Origin of the sequence: Enterobacter cloacae complex sp. ECL72, from assembly GCF_019056635.1 — a bacterium.
In the GTDB taxonomy this organism is placed as follows: domain Bacteria; phylum Pseudomonadota; class Gammaproteobacteria; order Enterobacterales; family Enterobacteriaceae; genus Enterobacter; species Enterobacter hormaechei_C.
Genome location: NZ_CP077659.1, coordinates 2,440,914 through 2,460,011 on the forward strand (window position 1 = coordinate 2,440,914; position 19,098 = coordinate 2,460,011).

The following is a 19,098-nucleotide window of genomic DNA, read 5'->3' on the forward strand; positions in this document are numbered from 1 at the left end:
ATTCTCTGGAATTTAACTTTTTTATTTTATTTAAAAAATTTCGTACTAGTAGTACTTTAATTTAATTAATTTAGGATCTGGGGTTTTAGATAGCGACTTTCAGTTGTAGTAGTTTTCCGAAGGAAAACTTTGTTTTTCTAGAGCTTCGCCTCTCCTAACCCGCATATAAAAAACAAAAATCAAAACATACCAGTATTAAAACTGATTGTTGAAACTGGTTTAAATTTTTTATAATACGTAATAGGAAAAGGCGCTTCTCATGCTATGGCTTAGAGCTACAATACGTTTCCATATTGCGACACCCTTCTGCACTCCCATAGACAACATCATAACTTTAAAAACATTTCTCGTTTTACTAAAGAAATTATACTGCTGTTTCTAAAAGCCTTAGATGTGCGCTTCAAGTTGATGTTACGCAGACTCCCCGCTTTGGCATCAACAATAACCTTGAGAATGAATCAAACACTGTCGCTCCTACCTTCTCAGACCCGTACAATCAGGTTTAACGTTATTGCTTTCGAGAACTAAAATGTTTTTGGAAATGGTATTTGACAGGCTTGTAAAAAGTTGAAATTTAGATTTGACAAATACAAGTTAATTAGATAATACTTTATTTATATTTGTAATCATGTTCCTGTTTAACTGATTACAAGGCTTCAAAAGTCGGCAAAACTTTTTTAGTCCTTAAAAAGTCAACTTTGATAAGTTGGCTTTTTTTGTATCTTCATTTTATTTACATCGACATTTTTTATTTGTCAAATAATAATCAATAAAATATTTTCCACACATAGCTTTCAAATTATTATGTATTGAGCTATAGCCAATCATATTCTCTTTTTCGCAGCCTGAGCCTTCTACCATTTAACCATCCCATGATCAATACTTTTACCGAACTTCTTAATTAACCCGTCATTTATATATGATCTTATTTTTAATTTTCTAAAATTGAACCCATAAACTTCCTGTTGAAAAATTGTAATAATCATCGGAACGTCAGAATGCACAATCCTCCCACTATCTAGCCAATTAATCATTTTTTCCAAAACACTCTCTCTGAAACGTTCAGTCACAGTTTTAAATGATATATCAGCATCATCCATCACCTCTTTTATTTCGCTATTAATTTTATCACCATGATCACACAAAAGACTTAAAGATATTTTTTCGCCTATATCGCTTTTGATTTCCATTATCTCATCATTATATGATTTGATGATACCTTTTAGCTCATCGTAAAACTTACCATAAAAATAAAAATCTCGTGTAATGCATAGATTAATATGTTCAAGTTGTTTTTTGTTTTTCTTCTCATTATTATTTGAATTATATTCACTCATCTTATCCACCCTCAGCTAAATAGATAATACTCTTCTTATATTTATTTGCTTTTGTCAAAAACAGCACTTCGTGATTGTCATAAACAATCACTATGCTGAATAGGGCTTGCCCTATTAATGATGGTTTGTTCCAATCATGGGTTTTATTCTCATACCTTGCTAGCGCTCACTCACATAAAACAGGTTAGACCAATTAAACTAAAAGTGATGGAATATTGGAAATAATGAAATTTAAAAACATGATATGTAAAATCCACCTAGCTTTCAAAACCAGACCTCTCCGCGTTACTTATTTTTACATATTAGTGCTTTTCATTTAACCTGTTAATATCCATTCTATTTCTCATAACTAAGCTGTGATTTGTGCAGCACATAAAAGAGTCTGTTATTTTAGGAATTTCAGTTATCAACTAAAGATTTTCAACTCAATTTTAATAAAATTCACGTTCCCGCCTACGGCGGGAGACTAATTAAACTACTTTTGCCCTTACGGGCGCTCTCTAAAACCATAATCATTAATATTCGTGTAATACCTCAGCCGTTCATCCGATTCTAGCCTTGTAAATTTCACAGACAGTAAAACTAGAGTTATTATTTAAGTATAGAAAAACTTTAAACATTGTCGTTATTTTTAGCTCCTTTAGGAGATATAAAAATAAAGCAATGCCCACCTATACACTGCTACGCAGTGTGTGGGGTCTACCGACGGTTGCCTGCCGCAGGCTAAAAGCAAGGTCAACGTCAACACCAGAGTTTTTCTTGCGAAAAACTAAAACCGGCATAGTCGCATTGGAGATTTATATTTTAGTTTGATATTTAAATTTATATTGAGGTTGTTTTTATTGCATGGCTATTTTTCATCTTGATTTTAAAATTGTGAAACGTTCAGAAGGTAGGTCTTCCGTTGCGAAGGCTGCCTATCATGCTCGTACACGTATAACAGATGAAAGAACAGGTGATACGTATGATTATAGCCGCCGTACCGATTTATATGGGCATTTCATATTAGCTCCAGTTAATGCACCGGAACATATCATAAAAGACTCTACAGCATTGTGGAATGAAGTTGAACGGGTCGAGCGTCAGCAAAATGGTCAAACATCACGTTATTTCGATGTTGCTATTCCCACCGAGTTAAACAATGACGACAAGAAAAAACTTGTCCTTGAGTATTGTCAGAAAAATTTCGTTGATAAAGGCATGATTGCCGATATCGCTTTTCATGATCTTGATAGCGATAACCCACACGCTCACGTTATGTTGACATTAAAAACCATAGGCCCTGAAGGTTTTGGTAAAAAAGAAAGAAGCTGGAACGACAGAAAAATGTCTGTGTTGTGGCGTGAATCATGGGCATCTATGGCTAACAGCTACCTTGCTGCTGCTGGTTCGTCAGAACGTATTGATCATCGTTCCCTTCAGGCCCAGCATGAAGAGGCATTAGAAAAAGCGGCGGTTGCTCTGGATAATGAAGAAAAAGCACTATGGCTTGCTAAAGCCGCTGAAACAAACCGTCCTCCAATGAAGCGTATCCATAGTGCCAAATGGCGTAGTAAAGCAGCACAAGAGCAAAGAGCAGCAGAACAGGCTGTTCGTGATGCTGCCAAGCAGGAAGCGGTTGAAGTCTACAAGACTTTCAGCGATCTTGATCTTGAAATCGTCGTTGATGTCAGAAGCTTCACCGTGGCTGCTCTTGCTGAACCAGAACAAATCGTATTACCTGAAACACACTCCGGCTCTTCTACTGATGAAACACAAAGGCCTGTATTAGTAGCACCAGTTCCTCATACTCATGTGCGTGGTGTTAAATCTTACCGTGATAAATCCAAAGTTAGTAAGGTTGTTGCTGGTAAGAAACCATCAGTCAGTATTTCTGATTCTGGAACAAATACTATACTGATAACATCCATATCTCAAAACCCAAACAGGGCATCAAGAAGCGCCCCTAAACGTCTTAAAAGGAAACAGGCTACTCCACGTCAGGAGAATGTCTTTAAACGCTTTACAGCCCTTTTAGTTGATTTTATCAGGGATAAATTCATATGGGCTAAAGCAAACAAATCCCAAATTGATCTTATCAGTGAAGAACATGATAAGCGTATTGCTGAAAACTATGTCTTTGATGAGGTATTAGGCCGTCATGTTTCACGTAATGAATATGAACAACGTGCTAAATTCAATAATGATGAAAAACAAAAACAAACTGAGATCTGCGCCACGAAACCAGCGGCAGGTGAAATTTATCGTTTCCCAAGTCGTGTGAAAAAATCTGAACAACCCAGTAACACACCAGACTACATACCTACACTCTCATCTGGTAAGCGCAATGGGACAAAATTAAGACCGCCGGGGTTCCCCCCAAAATAAGATGGTTTTTACCGCACTGACCTCGTTCATTGAACTTGAAAAACAGATGCCCCCTGACATAATCCTTGTCTTATAAAATCAGAGGGTTTAAAAATGACAGACCGTTTCTTGATTACTCCACATAGCACCACACTTACTTACAGAATCGGGGAAGGAGAGGAAATCACTCAGGAAATCCCTCTTTATATCGTGTTCGATATTATTTCTCAGGAAATTGTTGGGATTTATGGTTCTTTAGAAGAAGCCCAGCTAAAAAAGGCCGAGCTTGAAGAAAAATTAAAGTCTACTTTAAGACCTCGCATGAGATAATTGGCATCTCTTTATATCTATTTTTATGCTCCTGAATTTCAGGGGCATCAAAAATAATTACTGCATCATTCCCTTCAGGTGATACATACCAGCAGCCATTTTCTTTTTTATTATATGGATGTCTTTTATCTATTTTTGATATAAAACCTTTTCTTGTGTTAACGCCTTCAGGCTATTCATTGATTTCTTCAATCATAAATGAAGTTTCATCTATGTGTGTATGCCTGAAAAGTTGAAATTCTTTTATCTCTACAGAAAAAGGCATTTTTATATATGACTGATAAACATTACCATCTTCACATAATAAAAAGCATTCGATGCCGGACCAAGGAATCTTGTGAACCCACTTATCAAGGACTGGATTGCCACTCACATGTTCAGGCCAGTCATTACTCAATTTAATTAATACTTTCATATTTTCTCCTTTTTATCATTAATTAACAAAATAAGACTCAATGTCAAATAAATGCAAAGTTACAAACAATGGCGTTAGGACAAATGCATAACATTCGTCTTATGTAACTCACCTAAACGAGAAATCATGCAAAATATTATCTTTAACCAAACCATCATATTTGGTAGGCTGACTATGACTCTGGCCGTTCCTGATTAGATTTGGTTAAATCAAGTAAACGAATTAAAACACCAAATTATTGTCAATGAATACGCTAAACTGCCAAAAAATGATACACTCCAATGATCCATATAAAAAACATTGTGAAATAACTTACTATATGATAAATTTATCGCTTTAACGTTTAATGACACGGATATTAAATGAAAAAGTCCCCTTCCTCAGCCAAAAAGAAATTATGCTTCGTCATTATGGGATTTGGAAAAAAAACAGATTACAAATCAGGTAAAACCTTAAATTTAGACGCAACTTATTATGAAATTATTAAGCCAGCTGCAGAAGAGTGTGGTATAGAGTGCATAAGAGCCGATGAGGTTTGTCATTCTGGTTCTATTGACAGGGAGATGTACAGGAAATTGCTTCTTGCAGATGTTGTAATTGCCGACATATCTACCAACAATGCAAATGCACTCTATGAACTTGGCGTACGACATGCCCTCAAGAAGGGAACAACCATTATAATGTCTGAAAAAAGTGGGGTTCTTCATTTCGATCTCAATCATACCGCAACCCTAATATATGAACATTTAGGCGATGATATTGGTTGTTCTGAGGCAAGAAAGAAAAGGTCAGAGCTACAAAAATTGATATCTACTGCTTTACAAGAAAGCAAAACGGACAGCCCAATTTATACATTTCTACCTGATTTAAAAACACCAACATTCAGTGAAAAAGAAATAGAAGAAATTGTTGAAGAATCGAATGAATCAGAAAAAGAGTGGGTTGATGTTTTCAATAATGCAGAAAAACTTTTAAAGGAAGGTAATTTCACTGAGGCAAAAAAATATTATAGTCAGGCTATCGAATTAAGACCAAATGATGATTACCTCTTGCAACGACTGACCCTTTGTACTTATAAGGACGTATCGGATAATATCAGCCCCGTTATGGCTTGCTTCGATGCTATGTCCATTCTTTCTGCTCTTTCTCCTGATACCAGTAACGATCCTGAAACTACTGGTTTAGCTGGAGCTATTAGCAAAAATATTTGGCGAGAAATCAAAGATATTTCTTTTTTAGATAAAGCCATTCTTTTATATGAACGTGGTTATACGATTAAAAAAGATTATTATAATGGTGAGAACCTTGCGATTTGCCATCATGAAAAGATGGAATACCTCAAAAACTTAAATGCAACATCTGCTAATTTAAACAAGGAAATTGCATACCACGAAGTAAGTGCTGAAATGATTTTCAACTCAGTGCTTGGTATAACAGAGGAAATAATTAACTCCAATTATTTTGATGAGCGAAGTGACCAAAAATGGGTCTTCGCATCAGCATGTCAAGCCGCCAACTATATTGGAGATTCAGATAAATCCTCAACCTACTTTGATAGATTTAAAGCATTCTGTGACAATTCATGGGATATTGAAACCTTCTGTAAAAACAAATTAAGGAAACAATAATATGACAACGAAAAACTACACCGCATTTGTTAGTCACTCATGGGATTATGATAAGCAATTGAAAAATTTGAAAAGTCTCATTGAAAAAAATAGTACAATTACTATCGATTACTCTGAAGTTACTGTAGATAATCGCATTAATTCAGAGCAAAGAGATTATATCCGAGGCGTCCTGAAGAAAAGAATTATTTCTTCCGATGTTTTTCTGGTTATGGCTGGAATGTATACGTCATACAGTGATTGGATGAAGTGGGAAATTGAAACAGCTAAAAAGAATAACATTCCTGTAATCGCTGTGAAACCTAGGGGGGCAGAACGCATCCCTGTAATAATTCAAGAGAATGCTGATGTTATTGTAGGCTGGAACTCAAATTCAATTGTAAATAATATTATCTCCGCAATTGAAAATAGTTCAGTTTAACTTATTATAGTTTGGGGCCTTTGGCCCCAAACCAACTACTGTCACTACATCCTTCGCCTAAACACAACATTATCAGAGAAAATTGCCTTACCAGCTATAAACCCAACAGCAGCAATGATTGGTAGGCTGATAGTAGCTCCCGCCATACCTGTAGACATTCCGATCAGTATAGACAGGCCGAAGGTCAATAATATAACCACGAAAGCATACCAGCCGGGGAAGGTTCCATACAGAACCGTCGCCATGCAGCCGGTGCAGACATGAACACCCCTTTGGCTTTCTTTCAGGCAGAAAGGGCATTTAATTGTGTTGTTTTCCATGATGCCCCCTTAGATCGCTTTCCAGCCATTGCTGGTTTTAACAAGATTAATCATGCTCTCTTCAGGTTCATTCATACCCTTGACACTTGAGAACACTTTTTTGTCTACCCATGAAGGAACATCCGCCAACTTCCATGTATAAGACACGCGAACAACTTTCTGATTACCGTTTCCCGGTTCAGTCCATTCCTTTATCTCAGCAACCGCACGATGACCAACACAGGCACCATCTTTACGATCCCAAAACTCAACCGCTTGGCCTTTGTCTGTTACTTCCAGAACATCGACACTACTGAAACCATTAGCTTGTTGAGAAACATCAAGCAGCCCCTGATTAGCCAGACCTTTCAATATTTCATCACTGGCACTATACCCCGCTGAACGGTAGCCATGGTTGACCCGGATGGGGAAGCCCTTATTGAACACAATGTCATTATCCTGCAAGGAGTAGCACAGCTTTGAATGTGAAATCTTCGCATTGATAGCTTTCTCAAAATCGCCTTTTTCACCACAGCCTGATAACAACATGGCAAGGCCAGTAATGGCTAAAATTTTACGCATGGTTATTATTCCTTTTAATGATTGATAGTGCCGTTTCTCAGAACAACCAGACGAACTGGCATATCGGCATTGTTTACTGTGGCAAATCCACGGACTTCGAAATTGTTTATCGTTCCAGTAACGCTGACTTTCTGGCCTTTCTTGTAAGTAAGAACGGCATCATCAATACCAGAGTAGTAATCCAGCCAAACCATCCCGCCGCAGTAGCTTGTATCGGCTGTTTTAAAGAGCAGATAATAGTTAGGGGCTGATTTAGGCATCCCCGTCATCATATCGCTGGCACTTCTGCCTTTCGTAACTTCAAGAACAGTCGCATTTGCGATTGAGATCCGTTTTCCCGTCCATTTTTTCTCTGCTGCCATTGCGTTTTCTTCATAGTCTTTGCAGACAGCACCAAGGCCAGATACAGACGATACCGGGCCAAGGCTTTGAGTGGTGGCAGTTCCCCCCAGCGCTTTACCTACTGAAGACAACGAAGAACTGATTGCTCCATTAACTGTATTCACGCCATCGTTGAGCTGCTGGCAACCTGTTAGTGCGGCAGCAGACAGTACCAGTGGCATCACTATCCGTAATTTCATATCTATCCCCAATGTGTGGAAACTTTATGTCAAAGACAGCCCTACCCATAGGTTGGTCTCTCTGGGCTGTAAAAAAGCATTAATCAATTGATAGGATTCAATTTATTTTTCTGTTCGTCATATCGTTTGTATCGATCGAATTCAAATCATTTAATAGATTAAAACTATCACATATCTATAATCGATCGATATAAACAATTAAAACACCGATCAATTGACGCTAATTTGATAGTTAAAATCTATTAAATATAGCTTATTGATCTTTTATATCGATCAATAAGAGGTGTAATGTACACGAAGAGCCATGTCAGTAGCTGTTTGCACATGGATGGAGATAGAAAGGTATAGGTCGGAACAGATAATACCCTGTCGACCATTACGCAGACAGGGATTGTTAGATCTCAGGTAACGTAGCTATCTTCCGATATGGTGTTGCAAAAACCTGTATGCAACGCATGTTTTAATATGCTGTTTCATATGGAATGGTTGCTACCATTCAGATTTTTCAATCATCTTCCAAAGCACTCACACCGCTTGCCGGGAAATTGGTTTTCATATTATTCGATATCATCGGAACTAAGGACTCTATTGTTTCTTCACTAATTTGGCTCAGTTCAGAAATCAATCTTCTGTATGTGTTAATCATTCGTTCCTGATCACACTCATGTGCTGATTCTGATAAGAAGAAATAGTCATAATCTTTGACATGGATATTATCACCATTTTGCAAAGTGAGTTTTATTACTTGTTCATTCTCTTCAACATCTTTAACAATACAAGTCATAAATGGTTTTTTTATTTGTATGAAAAAACGTAATAATCTTAATGTTGTTCATTCTTTATTTTCATTCTTTTTTATTATTTAATACCATATCGAATCGGTAAAAATCAAATTTAACTCATTTAATAAACGTTTTACCTGTTTTTTCTTATTCTTTTGAAAAGATATTTATCTTATGAGCTAAAGCTCATGTGCTGACGCACGGCTACGCCCTAACACTGTAAAATATATTTAACGATTTAACAATGGTCCTTGCTATGTTTTAGGGTAAAGCCAAAAGGATCAACATCTATTCTTTTATTCATGATTAAATATTTTCGATCCTATATTTCATAACAGCATTAGCACTAAAAAAAATATAGTATTTGCTCTTAAACGCATAGGAAAACTATATTCATAGAAGCAGCACTTAGTGATTGCTCAAGACAATCACACTGCTGAAACAGGGTTCACCCCTGTTAATGATGGATTTATCCATAAAGAATTGCGGCGTAGCCGCTATAACGTAGAGGAAAAACAATTGTATATTTACTAAAAAATCAGCAGCGCTTCGTGATTGTATAAAACAATCACTTGCTGTCCATAACATCAAGTAAAAACAAAGTAGAAAAATAGACGGTGCCATTTAACCGGCACACTCCCCGTTAAGGTTATTAAACATATTATAGTATTAAGGAGGTGTAACCTATTATATTTAAAAGAGATTTCACGGAAAAAGTTTCCTGTACGGAAATTTAAGTTTCTTCTGTGGAAACCGAAGTTTCCTGTACGGAAACCAAAATTTCTTCTGTGGAAACTTTTTTATAGTTAAAACGCCCAGAAAGAAGTGAACACTATTTCGCAGAAGTGTATTATTTTTCCTTTTTTCACATTTATTTTTGACAAAAGTATATCCTGCATTATATAGAATAAACATAATAACAATAAAAGGATAACCAATGAGCATTGATTACAATACAATAATGACCTCCAGCAGTGAAGAAGTCGAAGAATATATCAACAGAAATCATTTTACTGACAAACAGAAACTGGAAATTTACAGTTTTTATAACAGAAACAGAAAAGATAAAATAACCGTAAATGTAAAAAAAGAGAGAAGTTCTGATATTCAACCGGGAATATCCTATGTTCATGCTTTTCTTGATAATCTGGAAAAACTCGGAAAAAATATGTCTGGTGCAGAATACACAATAATGATCCGCTTATGTAAACTCATGCAGCATGGAAACCTCATTGCCAGTATATCTCAGTCGGCACTCGCAGAAGAGCTTAATATGAGCAAATCTAACGTATGTAAATGCTGGAATAAGCTAATAAATAAAGGAATTCTGGTCAAAGAAGGGAAGCATACCATGATAAACGCAAATCTCTTTCTGAAAGGCCAGTACAGAACATTAAATGCCACAAGGAAAGAATATGTTAAGAAGTCGCTGAGAACGACCAGTGAAGGCATAGAAGACGTATTCGTCACCGTTTATAAAGATACGGTACTTACAAATAACGTAGAGAAAACAATCGATAAAGAAGATGATAAACCTTTACTTTCTACTCCCGACGAAGATATTGACTGGGACTCTGTTTCAGAAGACAGCATATTTGATGATTATTCTCAAGAAGATGAGTTTGATGAAGAAGAAAACATATAAAACTTTTGCCTATATATTAGGTCATTTGACACTTACACCATATCTCGTAATATAAATATATACATTATTTTATTAACGAGGTTTTATATGAGAAAAGTAAAAACAGACAACAGTGATTTAATCCAATATTTAGATACAGTAAAAGAACTAAAAAATCATATTCCGATAGAGGAATACCGAAATGAATATCGTAAACTATGCTCTGATAATATTCCGTGGATTAAGATTCAAAAATTTAAGTCTGCCCATACCGAACTTCGCAGACTGGATAAAAAGAGAGAATCTCTTATTGAATTGTTTATTGATGAACTTAACCCGATAAGCAGTTCAACAGCACGAACAGCAGCAAAATCATCAGGTAATTTTGATGTACTGCATGAGAGAATGCTTTATTCCAAAACACTTTCAGAAAAAAGTGATGAAGAAATTGTTGCCTTGGTCGTAAAACAGCGTACAGAAGCCGCTCTGGAGTTTCAGCGTTCTATTGAACAGAGCCTTGAGCAACTCTCCCGCATTTCGTCAGAGTTCAAACCATCAAGTCAGATACGCAGGAAAATGCCTCTGTAAAACTTATCCTGTGCTATTCAGTGTAAAATGGAATTTATTAGATTGATTAACCGATAGTATTTACTATATTATTTATCGGTTAGTATATTTTTGGCTGTTCAATCGCATCCTATACATTAACTGTATAAATCCCCATTTTAAACACAGGAAGGCATCGTATGAGTGAAACTCTCAAGGCACTGAATAATATCCGTACACTCCGCGCACAGGCTCGTGAAACAGATCTGGCAACTCTGGAAGAGATGCTGGAAAAACTCTCTGTTATCGTTGATGAGCGCCGTGAGGAAGAACAGGCAATACTCAAGGAACAAGAACAACGTCAGGCTAAGCTTGAAGCCTTCCGCCAGAAACTGTTAGAAGATGGTATCGATCCTGCTGAACTACTTTTAGCGGTTGGTTCAACTAAGCCTAAAACCAAATCGACACGAACTCCACGCCCTGCCAAATACAAATATACAGATGATAATGGCAATGAGCAGACTTGGACTGGTCAGGGCCGTACTCCTAAAGCAATTGCTACTGCTATTGAAGCAGGTAAAACACTGGAAGACTTCGCAATCTGATCATTCTAAGGCCGTCAATATATTTTGACGGTTTTAAAAATCAGGCTATATGTAATACTGGAATCCATTCCGTCATTACACTATTGATATACTCATACATTCCTCTAAATAACATTTTCCTGATGTTATCTATTTATGTCCAGATCCCAGTCCAGCACTCCATTATCAACTAAGGATTGTCCTTTTTCCAGATTTCTTATCAACATATCCCTGATATAAAGGTCATAATAAAATGTTACTCTCTCCAATAGCTCTGCCATATCTATATGCTCCTTTTTTTCTTTACCCGAACCATAAAGACCTTTGTAATAATCGAAACCATTAATGATTTCTAACATTTGAGCACGTAACAGTGAATCAACAGCATCCTCTTCTTTTACAAAAGTCATAACATCTTCATCATTTACACTTGCCATCCCGTAAATCCTGTTTACGTATAACATTAATGTCACTGATATTGCAAAGATCATCGTTTCATCTTTTTTATTCATTTTGTTTTTTTTCATTTATATCCTCTCTTATTGATATTTAGTATTTAATAAAAAGTAGTCGCAGGTATTAACAAAACACCCAAGCATTACGCACAAGCCGTTCTGCAACCTCTTCAAAGTTGACCTCTGTAAGGTGTCCTTGATTTCCTTCTTGTGTAGTAAACTTCTCAAAGTTATGACAAATATGATTAATAGTGAGCCGTATAAATGCGCTCATAAAATCAGCATCATCGACAAGATGCGAAATGCTGTCACTACACATATCTTGCATTGTTTTCCAGCTTGCTTCGAAAGAACGCTTTGCCAGATCATAGAACAGCTCAGTAGATGTATTTTTAATTTCAATATTTTTAGTCATGATTACTCCTCATTTTTACATGATATATTTTAACTTACTCTTATTTTCAGCCCCTGAATACGGGGCTAAAACAAAAAACTACTTTTGAAAATCTTTCATAAAATCCATTTGTTTATGAAATGCCTTTAATGCTTTCAATATAAAATCGTTATCAATGAGTCTTGGTGATAACTTTACATCAAAGAATGTATTCCTTACGACTTTAGGGAACATCTGTTTTGCTACTTTAATACTGTCCTTATAAGTATTCATCATAAAAGCTTCTTCATGCTTGAGTTGTTCTACTTGTTCAGGATGGTTCTGAATAATAGAACTCACACGCAATTCAAAGCATTGTTTAGATAAATGCAGTAATATCTTGTTTGCTTCTTTTTTCAGATCTTTATTCATGATTTCTTCCTCTTTATTTAATGCCAAGTTTAGGATAGATTTTTTTGAACTCTCTATAAGAGTATTTTAAATCTTCCATAACTTCATCAATCAAAAAAATACATTCCCCAACATTATTGTCTCTCACCCACTTGAGGAAGTCTGGTTTTGTGATATAAATAATATGATCCATAACCATATTCATATATTTTTCATCATAAAGATGACGTTCAAATTGATCACCCATTATCTTAAACATATTTTCCACATAAAGAGCTAAGTTATCCATTGCCATTCTTGAGAAAACTTCAGTTTTATCATTATCAAAGATAAATGATATTTCAGGCACATTTATATTTTTCATGTTATTTTCCTTTTATTAGTTAGATGTATTACGAGAAGCAGTTATAGCTTTATAAATCCACTCATCAACTTCGCTTTCAATGAAAGCAACAGCTCTTTCACCGATTTTTATTTGTTTGGGGAATTTCCCCGCGCTGATAAGTTTATAAATCCACGTCTTGCCGAACCCGGTTTTCCTTATTACTTCTGATAAGCGAATAAGTTTTAAAGTTTTATCTGTTTTGTTTTGAACCATGTTTATCTCCTGTGTTGTTCGATGGAGATAATTCTAGGATTTTAGCGGGTTCTAAACTAGGGATGTTCACCAACCGTGAGTTTCGCGGAAATTTTTGGAGGGATACTCTTTATAGGGACATTCGCAGCTTGTGAACATCCCTTGTGTTTACTTTTTGTTTTTATCCGTGGCTTTATCGTTAAATGTTATCACGTCAGTGATCTTCCAGTCCTTTAACATATTGTTTTTAATATAAAAATCATTTAAAACCTTGAAGTACTCATCGTTATCAAGATAACTTTTCGCGTAATCATAATCAGTATCTTTGATGTTATCACGGCTCCGAATCCCACCAGTACCATGTAGAATGTCAGCTAAGATGTTGAAAGGTATGTTCTTACCTTCGTTGTAGAGCTGTTCCCATGAGATCAAATCCATCAAAGGGATGACTTTGTAATCAAGTATTCTTTGAAAAGTCTTATGACCAAACCGAAAAGTTCGTTTTGGTGGTTTTGCCGTTTTAAGCTGCTTTTGCCATAGAGCAATCAGCACCTTCAGGTGTTCTGCGAGATCGTCGCTGCTGGCTTCTTCCAAGTCAATTTCAACCAGTATTTTGTTGGCAGGATTCATGCCACCTTGTTTCAGATACTCAGAGATGTAGTCAGAACTCACAGCAACAGGGTCTGTTTGCTCAGAATTCTCCAGCCGATACATAGCCCGCCCATAGTTGAACAATTGAACTCTGCTCATTGGTCTTACAGCATAGCTATGTGACAGTCTGTGATTGCCTGAAATCCAGTCCGATTGAAGTATCACATCACCACATCGGATTTTGGCATCATGGTATATAGCTTGCATTTGATTATCTTTGCCTGCTGTTTCCCATTGTTGCCTTGTTTTGTAAGCCAACATCCGTCTTTCAAGCTCTGCATAGATTTGTTCTAGGGTCAGGTCTTTCAGGCCATCGTATCGGCGTACATCAAACCAAGATAATGCAGTCCTGATTTCTTCCATTTCCTTTTGTGTAGTCATTATTCTACCGATTGCTTTTAAGTTTCATAAAAGTTAACCCATTCAACATCATAGAGAAAGTGGAAAAGAGGGGCGGGTTTTCAAAATGGTGTGAGAGCAGATAAGTGATCTTGGATGTAAGTGCTTTAATCTTGACTAAACATCGTTTCTTTACTAAAAATTAACTAATTGTTTTATATCAATTACTTTAACAAAAATAACGACAACATCATGTTGATAGATAAAGTTAAATAAGATTCGTATAGTTAGATGGTTATGACAACAACCAATTGTTTTTAATTGACATTTTATTGATAAGAAAACAATAATGATGGTAAATATGTTGGTAAAAATATAGTTAAACTTAACAAAATCAGTAACAACAGGAGATACAGATGAAGTTCGAGTCCAGTCAGAGGAGCCAAATTTGAAAAGCCTGCTTTTAGAGCAGGCTTTTTGCTTTTGTGGGTTACAACACAAACTCGTAATGAGAACCATCGGGTAGTTCTACATCCAGCCGTAGCTTCCCTCCGGCGGCCTCAACGTAGCGTTTCAAAGAAGAAAGCTTAATATCGCGTCCTGCCTTTTCCATGACGGCGACAGTAGGTTGTTTAATACCCAACGCCCTGGCCATATCTACCTGCGTTTTTTGCACTTTTTCACGTAACTCGGCCAGATGGATATTGAGCAAAATATCCGTTGCCATTGCCTGTGCGCTGGCAACAACCTCAGGTTTTTCATCTGCAATAAGCTGCTCCAGGGTTCTGCCCATCGCGTTAATTCCTTTCTTTTAATGTGTTCAGCCAGCGAGTGTATTCCCGATCCGCAACGAGGAGCATCTCATCGTAAAATCGCCTTTCATTACCGACCTTATTGCCCGCACACAGTACAATACCCGTACGGTTCGGATCGAAAGCGAAAAATGCCCTCAGCGGATCACCCTTACTCTGGATACGCAACTCTTTCATGTTGCTGTGGCGGGAGCCTTTCAGCGTATCGGCATACGGTCTGGACAGACCCGGTCCCCTCTCCCGCAAAACAAGTAGCGCGGCCAGTACGCTGGCTCTCTCGCTATCGTTTAATGAGGTGAACCAGTCGTCAAACCTGTCCGTAGTTTTAATCGCCCACACGGGACCTCCTTGTACAACATAGATCAAAAACTATATAGATGCAAAACTATAGTGCCGATTATGCAGACAGATTGGCTGGTATGCAGGTTAAGGATGCAAAATATGGAAGCCGTCTTCAGAAATAAAGGAGAAACAGGGTGAAGGGGGAATACAAGCCCGGAAAGCGCAGCGCACCCGGGCAAACGCGTAGTTAAATCTGATAATCAATCGCCACCTCTTCCGGCTCCATCACCTTGCGTTTGATCTCATCTACGGAGAGCCCCGCATTGCACAGCTCGATAAAACGCCACACATAGTTACGCTGAAGCTGTCCGCGCTTTAGCCCGAGCCAGACGGTGTTCGCATCGAACAGATGACGTGTATCCAGACGCACCAGATTACCAGCCTCATATTCTCCGCCAGACTGCTCGGCCACCAGGCCAATCCCCAGCCCTAACTCGACGTAGGTTTTGATCACGTCGGAATCCTGCGCGCTCAGCACCACGTCCGGCGTGAGCCCTTTACGCTTGAACGCTTCATCTATGCGCGAACGCCCGGTAATGCCCTGCCGGTAGGTGATAAGCGGCCATTTGACGATCTCTTCCAGCGTCAACGGTGAAACCTGGTTCAGCGGGTGTTCGGCGGGTAATAGCAGGCTGTGGTGCCAGCGGAACCACGGGAACGCCACCAGCAGCGGGTCATTGCTCAGCCGTTCACTGGCGATACCGATATCGGCCCCACCGTTATGCAGCAGCACTTCAATTTCCTGCGGCGTGCCCTGGATCAGTTCGAGACGTACGTCCGGGAAGATCTCACGAAATGCTTTGATAACCGTCGGAAGGCTGTAACGCGCCTGTGTATGGGTGGTGGCGATAGTCAGCACACCGGAAGCGTCGTTGGTAAAGAGATCCGCCAGCCGACGAACGTTGCTGGCCTCGTTGAGAATGCGCTCAGCGATGGTCAGCAATGCCTTGCCTGGCTCGGTCATACCCAGCAGGCGCTTGCCGCGACGGATAAAAATCTCAATGCCTAACTCCTCCTCCAGCTCGCGGATATGTCGGCTGACGCCCGACTGAGAGGTGTAAAGCATATTGGCGACTTCGGTCAGGTTGTAATCCCGCCTGGCCGCCTCACGAATAATTTTAAGTTGCTGGAAATTCACAATTCACTCCGGCGCATCTGACATAAGGCTATTGTTAGAGTCAGGCGGGCTGGAGAACAAATAATAAAAACCAGCATCTTATGCTTATTTGGAATATCAGCTGACGAGTTGCAGCTCGCGATTTTCCAGCGACGGCTTACTGACCAGAGACATCAGGATCTCTTTCACCGCCTGCGCCTGCGGTGACAGGGAGCCGCGCGCGGACATATTCAACGACAGCGGTAAGCTCATGGATGGCGTGGTGATGCGGGCCATCCAGCCGTTCGCCGCGCTGCACAGTGAACGTGCGGCAGACTCGGGCAGAACCGTTACACCCATGCCGCTGGCAATGGCGGCAGTCAGCGTGGAGATGGAATCAATCTCGCCGATGATCTTCGCCGTCAGACGGCGCAGCGAGAACGCTTCGTCAACGCGCACGCGCACGGCACTGTAGTCGCGCGGCAGGAACAGGTTCATCTCTGCCACAGCGGTTAAATCAATGCTCTGACCGGGACAATCACGGGTACCGACCAGGTAAAGATCTTCCTTCAGCAGCGGCTGGCTGGTGATCCCGGCAACCGGGGAGCGATCGTACAGCACCGCCATATCCAGCTGACCGTTGAGCAGTTTGTCATTGAGCACGGAACCACTGTTCTCATGCAGATAAACCAGCACTTCCGGTAGCTCCGCGCGCACCGCCTGAAGCAGCGGCATGGTGACAGACGATGCGGCCGTTCCCGGCGCCAGCCCGATGGAGACATGGCCGCTCAGGGTCTGACCCACATTGTGCACGGCCAGCTGCGCCTGTTCACACTGACGCAGGATCGTGCGGGCATGGGTATATAAAATTTTTCCCGCTTCGGTAGGCGTTACGCCGCGCTTGGTGCGGATCAACAGTTGCTGGTCCATTTCGCCTTCCAGAGTCGCGACCTGCTGGCTCAGCGCAGGCTGCGCGATATGCAGCACTTCAGCCGCCTGGGTCAGGCTGCCGATATCGACGATTTTTACGAAGTATTTCAGTCGTCTTAAGTTCATGTTGCCCCCTGTTCGAAAATAGCGTGCCGGTAACGGCTGTGTTGTTAAACAGGTTTTGCAATATGGATGCCAGTTTTTTGCAGCGGGTGTATGTCGCTGCTAAGCGGCTGAAAATAAGGAAAGCCAATCACTGGTGCCTGTTTTGAGATGGGGACAACGGTTTCCGATCTGCCCCATTCGGGGTATATCTGCACAATAATGGTGCATTCCGTTGGCAAAAACGTCACTTTGCTGGTTTTGTCAGCAAACAGTTCAAAGTCGGCGATCCATCCTTTGACAAGGCGTACGCAGGTCGATAATATGCGCCCCGTTCACACGATTCCTCTGTAGTTCAGTCGGTAGAACGGCGGACTGTTAATCCGTATGTCACTGGTTCGAGTCCAGTCAGAGGAGCCAAATTTGAAAAGCCTGCTTTTAAAGCAGGCTTTTTTGCTTTTCTGCGTTCGGTCAGTTTGTCGGGTGGCGCTGCGCTTACCCGACCTACATTCTGCGTTCGGTAAAATTGTCGGGTGGCGGCTTCGCCTTACCCGACCTACGGTCCTGTAGGCCCGGTAAGCGCAGCGCCACCGGGCATAGCAAGCTTCACCGGCATCCCCGACCGCCGTTCCAGTTCAGCGCCCGCCCCTTCACTTATCAGCTGCGTCCTTTGCGTGGCCGAAATGGGCAGCGGCACCTTATTTGTCGATTCAAATTCCGCGCGATTGCGCGACAGCGGCTCGTGAACCTCTACCCAACGGCTACCGTCCGGCTCGGTGGTCACTTTTACGGGCTGATCGATAAGCTGTACCCGCGTCCCCACCGAAACGTTATCGAACAGGTATTTGATATCGTTATTACGCAGGCGAATGCAGCCCCTGGCTGACGCGCAGACCAATGCCGAAATTTGAGTTGGTACCGTGGATCGCGTACAGCCTGCCGATATAGAGGGCATACAGCCCCATCGGGTTATCCGGCCCGGCGGGAACGAACGCGGGCAACGTTTTCCCCTCTTTCGCGTAAGCGCGTCGCGTATTTGGCGTGGGTGACCAGGTTGGGCCTTCCTGTTTGCGCTCAACGGCGGTTACCCAGTTACGCGGCGTTTCGCGCCCGGCCTGACCGATGCCAATAGGCAGCACCTCAACCGTGTTGCTGCCGGGTGGATAATAGTAAAGTCGCATTTCCGCGACGTTCACCACAATCCCCTCGCGCACCGTTGGCGGCAGAATAAGCTGCTGGGGTACCACCAGCTGTGTTCCGGCTCGCGGTAAAAACGGATCCCCCCCCGGGTTGGCTTCCAGCATATTGCTCAACCCCTGTCCGTGCTGCGCTGCAAACGCTTCGAGCGGCAGAGTATTGCCCTCAGGCACGGTGATGGTGATCGGTGCCCCCACCAGGCGGCTGCCCTCGGGAGGGAGGGGGTAGGTTACAGCAGATGCAGCGGGAACCAGAATACCAAGCGTAAAAACGAACGAGGCAAATCGAATCATAGTGTTCTGTACTCAGTCAAAGAGAAAGCCTGCCAGTGGGCAGGC

At 40.5% G+C, this 19,098-nt stretch carries 23 protein-coding genes, 1 tRNA gene and 1 pseudogene; 8 read left to right on the forward strand and 17 right to left on the reverse strand.

What is annotated here, in order from left to right; all coding sequences use genetic code 11:
* Positions 1-854 precede the first annotated feature (854 nt).
* Positions 855-1,337: a hypothetical protein gene (locus KTH07_RS11875; protein WP_004151478.1), complete on the reverse strand. Its 483-nt coding sequence runs from the start codon at positions 1,335-1,337 to the stop codon at positions 855-857.
* Positions 1,338-2,183: 846 nt separating this feature from the next.
* On the opposite strand from KTH07_RS11875, the gene mobQ reads away from it, so the two are divergent.
* Both mobQ and KTH07_RS11885 read left to right on the forward strand, forming a co-directional pair.
* Complete coding sequence (gene mobQ / locus KTH07_RS11880; protein WP_075606783.1) at positions 2,184-3,704, forward strand: MobQ family relaxase; 1,521 nt, start codon at positions 2,184-2,186, stop codon at positions 3,702-3,704.
* 93 nt (positions 3,705-3,797) lie between these two features.
* Positions 3,798-4,013 carry a hypothetical protein gene (locus KTH07_RS11885; protein WP_000132147.1) on the forward strand — a complete coding sequence of 72 codons (216 nt, stop codon included), beginning with the start codon at positions 3,798-3,800 and terminating at the stop codon, positions 4,011-4,013.
* Between the two features lie 172 nt (positions 4,014-4,185).
* Here the strand turns inward: KTH07_RS11885 and KTH07_RS11890 are convergent, their stop codons facing one another.
* On the reverse strand, positions 4,186-4,428 hold the full coding sequence (locus tag KTH07_RS11890) for a hypothetical protein (protein WP_004151480.1): 243 nt from the start codon (positions 4,426-4,428) through the stop codon (positions 4,186-4,188).
* A gap of 362 nt (positions 4,429-4,790) precedes the next feature.
* Here KTH07_RS11890 and KTH07_RS11895 point away from each other — a divergent pair, with 362 nt between their 5' ends.
* The gene (locus KTH07_RS11895; RefSeq protein WP_000749528.1) at positions 4,791-6,056 is read left to right on the forward strand and encodes a tetratricopeptide repeat protein; all 1,266 of its coding nucleotides are present in this window, start codon (positions 4,791-4,793) and stop codon (positions 6,054-6,056) included.
* A 1-nt stretch (position 6,057) separates the two neighbouring features.
* Positions 6,058-6,477 carry a TIR domain-containing protein gene (locus KTH07_RS11900; RefSeq protein WP_000208713.1) on the forward strand — a complete coding sequence of 140 codons (420 nt, stop codon included), beginning with the start codon at positions 6,058-6,060 and terminating at the stop codon, positions 6,475-6,477.
* Positions 6,478-6,521: 44 nt separating this feature from the next.
* On the opposite strand, the gene KTH07_RS11905 is transcribed toward KTH07_RS11900, so the two are convergent.
* From KTH07_RS11905 to KTH07_RS11920, 4 genes are all read right to left on the reverse strand, one after another.
* A complete protein-coding gene (locus tag KTH07_RS11905; RefSeq protein WP_004151481.1) occupies positions 6,522-6,797 on the reverse strand; it encodes a hypothetical protein in 276 nt (91 codons plus the stop codon).
* 9 nt (positions 6,798-6,806) lie between these two features.
* Positions 6,807-7,358 (reverse strand): hypothetical protein, encoded by a 552-nt coding sequence (locus KTH07_RS11910; RefSeq protein WP_004151482.1) that lies wholly within the window; start codon positions 7,356-7,358, stop codon positions 6,807-6,809.
* A gap of 14 nt (positions 7,359-7,372) precedes the next feature.
* Entirely contained in the window at positions 7,373-7,939 is a 567-nt protein-coding gene (locus KTH07_RS11915; protein WP_004198820.1) for a hypothetical protein, read from the reverse strand.
* A 505-nt stretch (positions 7,940-8,444) separates the two neighbouring features.
* On the reverse strand, positions 8,445-8,723 hold the full coding sequence (locus KTH07_RS11920; RefSeq protein WP_052455524.1) for a hypothetical protein: 279 nt from the start codon (positions 8,721-8,723) through the stop codon (positions 8,445-8,447).
* A 935-nt stretch (positions 8,724-9,658) separates the two neighbouring features.
* On the opposite strand from KTH07_RS11920, the gene KTH07_RS11925 reads away from it, so the two are divergent.
* The 3 genes from KTH07_RS11925 to KTH07_RS11935 all read left to right on the forward strand — a co-directional run bounded on the left by KTH07_RS11925 (position 9,659) and on the right by KTH07_RS11935 (position 11,496).
* Positions 9,659-10,366 (forward strand): hypothetical protein, encoded by a 708-nt coding sequence (locus KTH07_RS11925; protein ID WP_004151486.1) that lies wholly within the window; start codon positions 9,659-9,661, stop codon positions 10,364-10,366.
* Between the two features lie 87 nt (positions 10,367-10,453).
* Positions 10,454-10,933, forward strand: coding sequence for a DUF4756 family protein (locus tag KTH07_RS11930; protein ID WP_001588075.1), 480 nt, complete (start codon positions 10,454-10,456; stop codon positions 10,931-10,933).
* A 158-nt stretch (positions 10,934-11,091) separates the two neighbouring features.
* Positions 11,092-11,496, forward strand: coding sequence for an H-NS family nucleoid-associated regulatory protein (locus KTH07_RS11935; RefSeq protein ID WP_001588074.1), 405 nt, complete (start codon positions 11,092-11,094; stop codon positions 11,494-11,496).
* A gap of 125 nt (positions 11,497-11,621) precedes the next feature.
* On the opposite strand, the gene KTH07_RS11940 is transcribed toward KTH07_RS11935, so the two are convergent.
* The 10 genes from KTH07_RS11940 to nac form a co-directional block, all read right to left on the reverse strand.
* Positions 11,622-12,002, reverse strand: coding sequence for a hypothetical protein (locus KTH07_RS11940; protein WP_004151487.1), 381 nt, complete (start codon positions 12,000-12,002; stop codon positions 11,622-11,624).
* Between the two features lie 52 nt (positions 12,003-12,054).
* Positions 12,055-12,345, reverse strand: a complete 291-nt coding sequence (locus tag KTH07_RS11945; RefSeq protein WP_002911787.1) for a hypothetical protein — start codon at positions 12,343-12,345, stop codon at positions 12,055-12,057.
* Positions 12,346-12,423: 78 nt separating this feature from the next.
* On the reverse strand, positions 12,424-12,735 hold the full coding sequence (locus KTH07_RS11950) for a hypothetical protein (RefSeq protein ID WP_001030749.1): 312 nt from the start codon (positions 12,733-12,735) through the stop codon (positions 12,424-12,426).
* Positions 12,736-12,748: 13 nt separating this feature from the next.
* The gene (locus tag KTH07_RS11955; RefSeq protein ID WP_001588070.1) at positions 12,749-13,078 is read right to left on the reverse strand and encodes a hypothetical protein; all 330 of its coding nucleotides are present in this window, start codon (positions 13,076-13,078) and stop codon (positions 12,749-12,751) included.
* A 15-nt stretch (positions 13,079-13,093) separates the two neighbouring features.
* The gene (locus KTH07_RS11960; RefSeq protein WP_002911792.1) at positions 13,094-13,312 is read right to left on the reverse strand and encodes an AlpA family transcriptional regulator; all 219 of its coding nucleotides are present in this window, start codon (positions 13,310-13,312) and stop codon (positions 13,094-13,096) included.
* A 147-nt stretch (positions 13,313-13,459) separates the two neighbouring features.
* On the reverse strand, positions 13,460-14,323 hold the full coding sequence (locus tag KTH07_RS11965) for a DUF6387 family protein (RefSeq protein WP_000211446.1): 864 nt from the start codon (positions 14,321-14,323) through the stop codon (positions 13,460-13,462).
* Between the two features lie 448 nt (positions 14,324-14,771).
* Positions 14,772-15,074 (reverse strand): helix-turn-helix domain-containing protein, encoded by a 303-nt coding sequence (locus tag KTH07_RS11970; protein ID WP_017383313.1) that lies wholly within the window; start codon positions 15,072-15,074, stop codon positions 14,772-14,774.
* Between the two features lie 4 nt (positions 15,075-15,078).
* The gene (locus KTH07_RS11975) at positions 15,079-15,432 is read right to left on the reverse strand and encodes a type II toxin-antitoxin system RelE/ParE family toxin (protein WP_017383312.1); all 354 of its coding nucleotides are present in this window, start codon (positions 15,430-15,432) and stop codon (positions 15,079-15,081) included.
* A 190-nt stretch (positions 15,433-15,622) separates the two neighbouring features.
* Complete coding sequence (cbl, locus tag KTH07_RS11980; protein WP_032619370.1) at positions 15,623-16,573, reverse strand: HTH-type transcriptional regulator Cbl; 951 nt, start codon at positions 16,571-16,573, stop codon at positions 15,623-15,625.
* A gap of 96 nt (positions 16,574-16,669) precedes the next feature.
* A complete protein-coding gene (gene nac, locus KTH07_RS11985) occupies positions 16,670-17,587 on the reverse strand; it encodes a nitrogen assimilation transcriptional regulator NAC (RefSeq protein WP_003859531.1) in 918 nt (305 codons plus the stop codon).
* Positions 17,588-17,907: 320 nt separating this feature from the next.
* On the opposite strand from nac, the gene KTH07_RS11990 reads away from it, so the two are divergent.
* Positions 17,908-17,983: transfer RNA gene (locus KTH07_RS11990), tRNA-Asn, on the forward strand.
* A 136-nt stretch (positions 17,984-18,119) separates the two neighbouring features.
* On the opposite strand, the pseudogene ldtA reads toward KTH07_RS11990, so the two are convergent.
* A pseudogene (gene ldtA, locus KTH07_RS11995) lies at positions 18,120-19,053 on the reverse strand (L,D-transpeptidase).
* Positions 19,054-19,098 lie beyond the last annotated feature (45 nt).